The 9699-nt window shown below is 74.0% G+C and carries 9 protein-coding genes; 1 reads left to right on the forward strand and 8 read right to left on the reverse strand.

What is annotated here, in order from left to right; all coding sequences use genetic code 11:
* Positions 1-12: 12 nt before the first annotated feature.
* The 8 genes from E1264_RS34685 to E1264_RS34720 all read right to left on the reverse strand — a co-directional run bounded on the left by E1264_RS34685 (position 13) and on the right by E1264_RS34720 (position 8573).
* Positions 13-1035: an ABC transporter permease gene (locus tag E1264_RS34685; protein WP_132180414.1), complete on the reverse strand. Its 1023-nt coding sequence runs from the start codon at positions 1033-1035 to the stop codon at positions 13-15.
* On the reverse strand, positions 1032-2573 hold the full coding sequence (locus E1264_RS34690) for a sugar ABC transporter ATP-binding protein (RefSeq protein WP_132180416.1): 1542 nt from the start codon (positions 2571-2573) through the stop codon (positions 1032-1034). Before E1264_RS34690 ends, E1264_RS34685 begins: the two co-directional genes overlap by 4 nt.
* A 72-nt stretch (positions 2574-2645) precedes the next feature.
* Positions 2646-3839, reverse strand: a complete 1194-nt coding sequence (locus tag E1264_RS34695; protein WP_207936617.1) for an ROK family transcriptional regulator — start codon at positions 3837-3839, stop codon at positions 2646-2648.
* Between the two features lie 175 nt (positions 3840-4014).
* On the reverse strand, positions 4015-4623 hold the full coding sequence (locus E1264_RS34700; RefSeq protein WP_132180418.1) for an ATP/GTP-binding protein: 609 nt from the start codon (positions 4621-4623) through the stop codon (positions 4015-4017).
* Positions 4604-4993: a DUF742 domain-containing protein gene (locus tag E1264_RS34705; RefSeq protein WP_132180420.1), complete on the reverse strand. Its 390-nt coding sequence runs from the start codon at positions 4991-4993 to the stop codon at positions 4604-4606. Before E1264_RS34705 ends, E1264_RS34700 begins: the two co-directional genes overlap by 20 nt.
* Before the next feature lie 3 nt (positions 4994-4996).
* Positions 4997-5449 (reverse strand): roadblock/LC7 domain-containing protein, encoded by a 453-nt coding sequence (locus E1264_RS34710; RefSeq protein ID WP_132180422.1) that lies wholly within the window; start codon positions 5447-5449, stop codon positions 4997-4999.
* Positions 5446-8025 carry a nitrate- and nitrite sensing domain-containing protein gene (locus E1264_RS34715; RefSeq protein WP_132180424.1) on the reverse strand — a complete coding sequence of 860 codons (2580 nt, stop codon included), beginning with the start codon at positions 8023-8025 and terminating at the stop codon, positions 5446-5448. Before E1264_RS34715 ends, E1264_RS34710 begins: the two co-directional genes overlap by 4 nt.
* A gap of 119 nt (positions 8026-8144) precedes the next feature.
* Positions 8145-8573, reverse strand: a complete 429-nt coding sequence (locus E1264_RS34720; RefSeq protein WP_207936619.1) for a roadblock/LC7 domain-containing protein — start codon at positions 8571-8573, stop codon at positions 8145-8147.
* 349 nt (positions 8574-8922) lie between these two features.
* Between E1264_RS34720 and E1264_RS34725 the strand changes: the two genes are divergently transcribed.
* Positions 8923-9699, forward strand: a 777-nt coding sequence (locus E1264_RS34725) for a hypothetical protein (protein WP_243711346.1), incomplete at its 3' end; no start/stop codon positions are given.

The following is a 9699-nucleotide window of genomic DNA, read 5'->3' on the forward strand; positions in this document are numbered from 1 at the left end:
GGTCGGGCGGGGTCAGGTGGGCGAGCGGAGCCCGCGGCGCTGCAGCAGCACGGCGATCACGATGATCACGCCCTTGGCGACGAGCTGGTCGCTGGTCTGCAGGCCGTTCAGGATGAACAGGTTGGTGATCAGGGTGAAGATCAGCACGCCGAGGATCGACCCGGTGATCGTGCCGCGGCCGCCGGTCAGCAGCGTCCCGCCGATGATGACGGCGGCGATCGCGTCCAGCTCGTAGAGGTCGCCGTGGGTGCTGGAGCCGGTGGTCGTCAGCGCCATGATGATGATCGCGGCGATGCCGCAGCAGAACCCGGAGAGGGCGTACAGCAGCAGCGTGTGCCGCCGGACGTCGATGCCCGCGAGCCGCGCCGCCTCCCGGTTCCCGCCGACCGCGAACGTCCGGCGGCCGAACGTGGTGCGGTTGAGCAGCAGCCATCCGGCGACCGCGACCGCCGCGAAGATGTACACCAGCAGCGGCAGCCCGAGCAGCTTCGCCGTGGACAGCGCCTCGATCGCGTCGTTCTCCGGGCGGATCAGCTGGGTCTTGCGGTCCGACATCCGCTGCGCCAGGCCCCGCGCGGCGACGAGCATCGCGAGGGTGGCGATGAACGGGACCATCCGCCCGTAGGAGATCAGCAGCCCGGTCACGACGCCGGACCCGGTGCCGACGAGGATCGCGCACATCGCCATGACCGCCGGGCCGTAGGACTGCGTCGCGACCGTCGTCGCCCACACCGACGCCAGCGCCATCACCGACCCGACCGACAGGTCGATCCCGCCGCCGATGATCACGAAGGTCTGGCCGACGGTGATCACGCCGATGGTGGCGGCGAGCACGAGCACGCCGACCGCGTTCCCGGACGTCGCGAAGTTCTCCGGCTCGGTGATCAGCCCGGCCGCGCACAGCAGCACCAGCGCCGCGACCAGCCCCAGATGCCGGATCTCGCCGACACCGCCGCCGGACGCGCCGTTCCCGACCCGCTTCGTCAGGGAAACGAGGGCGCCGTCGCGTCGGTCGTTCAGACCCGCCTTCGTCACAGGGCGCTCCCTTCCATGATCATGTTGAGCACGGCGGCCTCGTCGAGGTCGCGGGCGGCGCCGGTGTGCACGACGCGCCCCTCCCGGACGACGAGGACCCGGTCGGCGAGCCCGAGCACCTCGGGGACCTCGCTGGACACCAGCAGCACCCCGATGCCGCGCCCGGCCAGCCCGCGGATCAGCGCGTACAGCTCGGCGCGGGCGCCGACGTCCACGCCGCGGGTCGGCTCGTCCAGGATCAGCAGCCGCAGGTCCGCGGCCCCCTTGCCGGTGGCGCCCATCAGCCAGCGGGCGAGGACGACCTTCTGCTGGTTGCCGCCCGACAGCGTCACGACGGGGCGTCCCGGGTCGGGCGGGCGGATGTCGAGCGCCTCGATCTGGCGGCGCACGTCGGCGAGCTCGCGGCGCCGGTTCAGCCAGCCGAACGAGGCGTACCGGGACAGCCCGGCGACGCTGACGTTCCCGGCGACCGTGTCGTTCGGCAGCAGCGCCTGGCTCTTGCGCTCCTCCGGCGCCATGCCCATGCCGCGCCGCACCGCCGCGCCCGTGTCGCCCGGCCGGACCGGACGCCCGTCGACGAGCACCCGCCCCCGCGCCGGGCGCCGCGCCCCGTAGACGGTCTCCAGGATCTCCGAGCGCCCGGACCCGACGAGCCCGGCCAGCCCGACGATCTCGCCCGCGCGGACGCTGAACGACACGTCCTCGAACGCCCCGGGCAGCGCCAGGTTCTCGACGCGGAGGATCTCCGGGCGGTCGCCGGGCGGCTCGCCGGAACGTTCCGGGAAGACGTACTCGACGTCGCGTCCTGTCATCAGCGACACGATCTCGCCGGTGGACGTCGTGCGCGCGGGGAGCCCGACGGCGACCGCCCGGCCGTCCTTCAGGACGGTCACCCGGTCGCCGATCTCGCGGATCTCCTCCAGCCGGTGCGAGATGTAGACGACCGCGACGCCCGCGCCGGTCAGCTCCCGGATGATGCGGAACAGGTTGTCGACCTCGTCGTGCGCGAGCGCGGCGGACGGCTCGTCCATCACGATGAGGCGCGCGTCGTGCGACAGCGCGCGGGCCATGCTGACGACCTGCTTGCCCGCCGCCGGCAGCCGCCCGACCTCGCGGCGCGGCGGGATCTCGGCGTGCCCGAGCCGGCCGAGCAGCCCGCGCGCCGCCCGCTCGGTGTCGCCGCGCCGGGTGAACCCGAACGTCGCCTTCTCGTGGCCGAGGAAGATGTTCTCCGCGACCGACAGGCCGTCCACCAGGTCGAGCTCCTGGTAGATGGTCGCGATCCCGGCCCGCATCGCGGCGGTCGGACCGGCGAGCCGCACGGGCGCGCCCGCGAAGACGATCTCGCCCGCGTCCGGCTGGTGCGCGCCCGCGAGGACCTTGATGAGCGTCGACTTCCCCGCGCCGTTCTGCCCGAGCAGGCAGTGCACCTCGCCGGGGCGCACGTCGAGGTCGACGCCGTCCAGCGCGCGGACGCCGGGGAACTGCTTGACGATGCCGCGCATCATGAGCAGCGGTTCGGGTGCGGACGAGCCCATCGGGCCTCCTCGGGGGCGGGAGGAACGAAGTCGAAGGGACGGGCGGAGTCGGTGCGGTTCAGGCGGCGGAGGTCAGGCTGCGGTGAAGGAGAAGACGTGGTCGCTGATGAGCCGGGCGCCGCCGACCACGCCGGCGGTCCCGGCGAGCTCGGACAGCACGATCGGGAGGTTGCCGGTCGCGAGCGGCGCGGACCGGCGGTAGACGACGCTGCGGATCTCGGCGAGCAGCGCGTGGCCGAGCCCGGCGACGCCGCCCGCGATGATGACGAGGCCCGGGTTGAAGAAGCTGACGAGCCCGGCGAGGACCTGCCCGACGTGCCGGCCGCCCTCCCGGATGAGCCGCACGGCGACCGGGTCGCCCGCCGCCGCGGCCTCGCCGACGTGCTCGGCCGTCAGCTCCCCGTGCGCCTCCAGCAGCGCGGCGAGCCGCGGCGACTCCCCCGAGGCCGCGGCCGCCGACGCGTCCCGCGCGAGCGCGGCGCCGCCGAAGAACGCCTCCAGGCACCCGGCGTTGCCGCAGGCGCAGATCGGGCCGTCGTCGTCCACGCGGATGTGGCCGATGTCGCCCGCGCTGCCGGACACGCCGCGGTAGATGGCGCCGTCCACGACGATGCCGCAGCCGATCCCGGTGCCGATCTTGACGAGCAGGAAGTCGTCGACCGCGCGGGCGAGCCCGGCGTGCAGCTCGCCGAGCGCCATCAGGTTCACGTCGTTGTCGACCAGCACCGGGCAGCCGAGCTCCTGGCCGATCGCGTCCCGCACCGGGAACCGGTCCCAGCCGGGCATGATCGGCGGGACGACCGGCATCCCGTCCCGGAAGCTGACCGGCCCGGGGACGCCGATGCCGGTGCCGTGCACCTGCGGGATGAGGCCCTCGTCGCGGAGCTTGCCGAGCAGGTCCAGCGCCCGGTCGAGGACGACGGTCGCGCCCTGCCGCACGTCGCACTGCTCGCCGACGTGGCCGAGCACCTCCAACTCGCCGTCGGTCACGGCGACGTCGATCGAGGTCGCGCCGATGTCGAAGGCGACGAACCGCAGCCGCGGCGACAGCCGGACGATCCCGGACCGCCGCCCGCCCCGGGACGCGGCCAGCCCGGCGCCCTCCACGAGCCCGAGCTCGACCAGCCGGTCCAGCTCCACGGCCAGCTTCGACCGCGACAGCCTGACGACGTCGCCCAGCTCGGCGCGCGAGCGCGGGCCCTCGTCGCGCAACAGCCGCAGCAGCCGTGCCTGATGCACGTTCTGCGGGCGAGCCGACATGCGCATCACGCCGTCCTCTCCTGGTGAGGGCCCGGTCGGGGGGCTTGGCGAGACGGTAACCGGCTTTCGCCGCTCTGAGAAGACCTTTCTTCTAGATCATCTCAACTTTTTCCATCTAGAGGACAAAGGTGCGCAGAAGACGACCCCCGGCGGCGGTGCCGCCGGGGGTCGTCCGGGCGCGCTAGTAGCTGATCGTCGCCTGGCGGCTGCTCATCGTCCGCATGATGTGCTCGACCAGCGTGATGAGCACCTGCTTGGCGTCCTCCCGGTCGCGCGCGTCGCAGAAGATCACCGGGATCTCGGGCGACAGGTCGAGGGCGTCGCGGACCTGGTCGGCCGTGTGCCGGCCCGGCCCGTCGAACCGGTTCACGCCGATGATGAACGGCAGCCCGCGCCGCTCGAAGTAGTCCACGGAGGCGAAGCAGTCGGCCAGGCGCCGGGTGTCCACGAGGACGACCGCGCCGAGCGCGCCCTTGGCCAGCTCGTCCCACATGAACCAGAAGCGGTCCTGCCCGGGCGTGCCGAAGACGAACAGCACGAGGCCGTTGGGCAGGGTGATCCGCCCGAAGTCCATCGCCACGGTCGTCGTCGTCTTGCCCGCCACGGCGCTGGTGTCGTCGACCCCGATGCTCTTCTCGGTCAGGGCCTCCTCGGTGCGCAGCGGGCGGATCTCGCTGACCGCGCTGACCAGGGTGGTCTTGCCGACGCCGAAACCACCGGCCACGAGGATCTTCACCGTCAGCGCGGAATCGCCCTGTGCGGCGGCCGCGTCAGAGCGCACGGATTCCATCGATCACTTCCTTGAGTACGCGCTCGCTGGGGAACTGCGCCACCGGCGCCGGGCGCCGGACCTGTATCAGCGAGCGGTCGAGCAGATCGCCGAGCAGGACACGGACGACCCCGAGGGGAAGTTCCAGATCCGACGCTATCTCGGCGACCGACAGCGGTGTGCGGCAAAGCTCCAAGATCATGTCATGTTCCGGCGCCCAGGGCGCCTGCAACAGGGGGTCGGCGGCGGGTTCCGGCGCGTCCACGGCGGCGATCAGCGCGACGAGATCGAAGTCCTCTCCCTCGTAGTGCGTGCGGCCTCCGGTGAGCGCGTAGGGCCGGACGACCGGTCCCGGGGCGTCCTCCTCCTCGTGCCAGGCGGCGTCCTGCATGCCTCACCCGCCGCCCGGTTCGGCCGCGGCGGCCCGCCGCGGGTCCGCGGACAGGTGCTGCCCGACGCGCGCGACGAGCATCGCCATCTCGTAGGCGATGATCCCGAGGTCGGCGTCCGCGGCGGCGAGGACGGCGAGGCACGCGCCGTGCCCGGCGGCGGTGACGAACAGGAACGACGACTCCATCTCCACGATCGTCTGCCGGACGGGCCCGCCGCCGAACGACTCCCCGGCCCCGCGCGCGAGGCTCTGGAAGCTGGCGGCCACGGCGGCGAGGTGGTCGGACTCCTCGCGGGCCAGCCCGCTGGAGGCCGCCATCCGCAGCCCGTCGCTCGACAGCACCACCGCGTTCTGGACCGCGTCCACCCGCTGGACGAGGCTGTCCAGCAGCCAGTCCAGCTCGCCGCCGGGCCTGCCGCCCGGGGCGTCCGTGCCGGAGTACTGGGCCTCTGTCATGGGGTGTCGTCCTCCTGGTCGCCTGTTCTCCGCTCCTGGTCGTGTGGGTTCGGTCCCGGCTCGGCGCCGGCCGCCTCCTGCCTGCCGCGCTGCCAGCCGCGCTGCATGGCGGACATCATCGATCGCATCGCCTCGGGCGAGCGCTCCGCGGACTCGCCCGGCGCCTGGGCCTTGCCGGACGCAGGCCCCGCGGACGCCGCCGGGGTCGCAGGCGCCGCTGGGGTCGCGTCCATCGGCACGGGCGCGGACAACGGCATGGCGGGCTCGGCGGGCTTGGGCGGCGCGGCAGGCTTGGGCGGCGCGGCGGGCTCGGCGGCGGGCGCGGGCTTCGGCGCGGCCGGGGGCGGGGCCTGGCCCTTGGCGGCCAGGCGCTCGTCGACCCGCCGTTTGAGCTGCGGCGCGAGATGCTGCTGCCGCCTCCGCTTGGGCAGCTCGCCCTTCTTCGGCGGCTCCGCGGGCTCGGCCTCCGGCCCGGTCTCGGGCCGAGCCTCCGCCTCGGTCGCCGCCTCGGTCTTCGGCTCGGCCTCGGTCTCGGCGACCAGCCGGACGGCGCCGCCCGAGCCCCACAGGTCCGCCTCCACGTCCGGCAGCTCCGGCAGCGGCCCGGTCGGCCGCCGCGCCGACGCCTCCTGCTCGAAGTTCTCCACGACGAGCGCGCTCGGGATCAGAGCGACCGCCGTCGTCCCCCCGTAGGGAGACGGGCGCAGCGTGACCGTGATCCCGTGGCGCTCCGCGAGCCGCGCCACGACGAACAGCCCGAGCTGGGCGCTGTCGGACGGGTCGAACTCCGGCGGGCTCGCGAGCCGCTCGTTGGCGGCGCGCAGCCCCTCCTCGGTCATGCCGAGACCGCGGTCCTCGACCTCGATCGCGAACCCGTTGGCGACCGCCTGGCCGCCGACCCGCACCGGCGACTGCGGCGGCGAGAACGTGGTGGCGTTCTCGACCACCTCGGCGAGCAGGTGGATGACGTCGGCGACCGCGGAGCCGAGCAGCGCGACCCGCGGCAGCGGCTGCACCCGGACGCGCGGGTAGTCCTCGACCTCGGCGACCGCGCCGCGGACCACGTCCACCAGCGGGACGGGACGCCGCCAGCCGCGCCCGGCGGTCTTGCCCGCGAGGATCACCAGGCCCTCGGCGTGCCGCCGCATGCGGGTGGCGAGGTGGTCGAGGCGGAACAGGTCCGACAGCTCGTTCGGGTCCTCGGTGCGGCGCTCCATCGTGTCGAGCAGCCCGAGCTGGCGGTGCAGGAGCGCCTGGTTGCGGCGGGCGAGGTTGACGAACACCTCGCTGATGCCGCGCCGCGCCCCGACCTCGCCCTCGGCGGCCGCGAGGACGGCGTCGCGGGCCCGGTCGAACGACTCGGCGATCTGCCGGATCTCGTCGATGCGGTAGTCGACGTCCGGCTCCGGCGCCGGGTCGGCGGGACGCCCGGCGCGGACCTGCTCGGCGAGCTTCGGCAGCCGCTCGCGGGTGAAGTCCACGACGCCAGCGGCGAGCGTCCGGCACTCGCGCAGCAGCCGCCGCGAGACGCGGGCCGCGATGAACGCCGACAGGACGATCGCGAGCAGCCCGAGGCCGCCGGCGAACGCGAGCCGCCAGAACGCGCTGATCGCGATGCCCCTGGCGTGCTCGGTGACTTCGTCGAGGATCTTGTTCTCGAACTCGTACATGCGGGCGTTGGCGACGTCGGCGGTGGCCCGCCAGTCGCCCGCCTCGATGGCCGGAACACGCGCGCCCTGTCCCTGGCGGCCCGCCGACCGCGTCCGCGCGGCCCCGTCCTCCGGCGGCTCGGCGCCGCGGATGACCTGGTCCTCCAGCGTGCGGAGCCGGGTGAACTGCGGGGACGCGACGAGGCGCTGGTAGCGGGCGCGGTCGGCGTCCGGGAGGTTCGCCGCGGTGTCGGTGTAGAGCATCCGCTGCGCCCCGACGAGCTGCGCGAACAGGCCGCGCTCCGCGGTGGTGATCCGCCCGGCGGCGAGCGCGCCGGCCAGCAGCGCGTCCTCGCGGGCCATGAACTCGCGGGCGCGGCCGAGCGCGGTGAGGGTGCGGGCGTGCGCGGTGATGGACCCGTCCCCGGGCGTGGTCGCGTTGTAGATGGCGAAGCCCGCGTCGATGAGGTCGCCGTACTCGCGGAGCACCTCGCCGCGGTCGGCGATCCGCTGGTCCACGCCGCGGCGGACGGTCTGGAGCGTGCCCATGCGCTGGACGAGAGCGTCCAGCCGCCGGACGATCTCGGGCAGGATCGCGTCCCGCAGCCCCTGGTCACGGCTGCCGTCGCGGACCTCCGCCGCCGCCTTGTCGGTCGCCTCCCGCTGCTTCCGCATCGCCTCCGGGGACGCCGCCCGCTCGCCGCCGAGCTCGGCCATCGACAGGCGCCGCTCCTTCTGCAGCCCGTCGATGAACCGCTGCATGGGCAGCACCGTCTCCTGCTGGAACTTGCGGCTCTGCAGCAGCTCGTTCGCGTCACCGTAGGTCATGCCGGTGAGGAACACCCACAGCGAGGCCAGCGCCAGCAGCGGCACGAGGACCAGCAGGCTGATCCTCGCCCGGATGGAGGAGAACCGAGGGCGGGTCATTCGGGGGGATTCCTCCCGTTGCGTGGGAGTACGGAGGTGTGCGGGAGCCTACTACGTCAGGGCTTCCCGGCGATCGGACATCCGCGCGCCGGCGGCGCGCGCATACGAATTCCGGCAGGTCAGGACATTCCGAGGCGCTCGCCGCCGACCTGCGTCCCGAACCTCGGGCTCGCCTGCATGTGCCGCCCGGCGCGCTTGATCAGCACCGCCATCTCGTAGGCGACGAGCCCCGCGTCGGCCTCCGCCTCGGCCAGCACGGCGAGGCACGTGCCGTCCCCGGCGGCCGACACGAACAGCAGGAGCGCGTCCATCTCGATGATGCTCTGCCGGACGTTCCCGCCCGCGAAGTGCCGTCCGGCGCCGCGCGCGAGGCTCTGCAGGCCGGACGCCAGCGCGGACAGGTGCTCGGCGTCCTCGCGGCCGAGCTCGCCGGACGCGGCGACCGCCAGGCCGTCCCGGGAAAGGATCACCGCCTGCCGCACGGCGGGCACCCGCCGCGCGAAATCGTTGAGCAGCCAGTTCAGCTCACCGGTCACGGTGTCGTGCATCTCGGGCTCCCTCATTACCCCGCGTCCGGCGCGAAGGGTCCCTGGATCATAAAGGCGGCTCGCGACGGGCCCGCAACCGCTTTGGCCCCTTTCACGGGCATTGCCGCCATTCCCGCGACCGTCCGTCATGGGCCGCGCCGCGCCCGGATGCCCGATCCGGACAGAAGAAGATAGCGGCAAAACGGGACAATTTATGTCATTTCCCTCTGTTGTCCCGGGCCATTGCGCCATACTCTGCTTCTTCACCACCACTACGCCTCGCGGCCGGCACGGGAAGGAGACCACGATTCACCCAGGCAACGACGGCGGCCGGGACGGGAGGCCGACCTCCTGGCGGGAGGGCGTTACGATGCCCGCCGTGAGTCCCGAAAGCCAGGCACCCGAGGCACTGCCGTCGCGACGGCGCCGCGCCCCCCGCGGCGGCCGGCACCGCGGCGACGAATCGTTCCTTCTTCCCCCCGGATCCCCCACGCTGGTCCTGGCCGTCCCCGGCCCCGCCCGGCGGGCCGGCGCCGAGCCCGCCCTCGAGCTGGCGCGGCTCGTCGAGATCGAGCACACCGGACAGCCCTCCCGCGTCGCCTACCTGGAGGGCGACGAGGCGAACCTGCACACCGTCCTCGCCGGCCTGCACAGCGACCCGGACGAGCTCGCGGCGGTGGTCGTGCCGCTGTCCACCGGCCCCGACCCGGCCATGGACGCGGCCATGCGCCACGCGGTCGCGGCCGCCCCGGCCAACGCCGTCGCCGCCGAGCCGCTCGGCCCGCACCCCCTCATCGCCGAGGCCCTGCACGACCGCCTCGCCGACGCCGGCCTCGCCCGCGCCGACCGGATCAGGCTGATGACGATGGTCACCGCCGCGTCCGGCGTCATCATCGCCACCCCCGGCGACGCCGCCGCCGTCCGGCAGGCCGAGGTCACCGGCGTGCTGCTCGCGTCCCGCCTCGCCGCGCCGGTCTTCACGGCCTCGCTGAACGACGACGCGTCCGTCAAGGCCGCCGCGGAACAGCTCCGCGCGGCGGGCGCCACGTCCATCGCGCTCGCCCCGCACCTGATCGGCCCGGAACCGGACGCGGCACGGGTGGCCTCCGCCGCGGCCTCCGTCGGCTGCCCCCACTCCGGACCACTC

Source organism: Actinomadura sp. KC216 (assembly GCF_004348535.1).
In the GTDB taxonomy this organism is placed as follows: Bacteria; Actinomycetota; Actinomycetes; order Streptosporangiales; family Streptosporangiaceae; genus Spirillospora.

Bases quoted from the DNA above. Each gene is read 5' to 3' on its own strand.
- E1264_RS34695 (WP_207936617.1), bottom strand. From the start codon at position 3,839: ATGCGCATGTCGGCTCGCCCGCAGAACGTGCATCAGGCACGGCTGCTG.
- E1264_RS34720 (WP_207936619.1), bottom strand. From the start codon at position 8,573: ATGCACGACACCGTGACCGGTGAGCTGAACTGGCTGCTCAACGATTTC.
- E1264_RS34700 (WP_132180418.1), bottom strand. From the start codon at position 4,623: ATGGAATCCGTGCGCTCTGACGCGGCCGCCGCACAGGGCGATTCCGCG.
- E1264_RS34715 (WP_132180424.1), bottom strand. From the start codon at position 8,025: ATGACCCGCCCTCGGTTCTCCTCCATCCGGGCGAGGATCAGCCTGCTG.
- E1264_RS34705 (WP_132180420.1), bottom strand. From the start codon at position 4,993: ATGCAGGACGCCGCCTGGCACGAGGAGGAGGACGCCCCGGGACCGGTC.
- E1264_RS34690 (WP_132180416.1), bottom strand. From the start codon at position 2,573: ATGGGCTCGTCCGCACCCGAACCGCTGCTCATGATGCGCGGCATCGTC.
- E1264_RS34710 (WP_132180422.1), bottom strand. From the start codon at position 5,449: ATGACAGAGGCCCAGTACTCCGGCACGGACGCCCCGGGCGGCAGGCCC.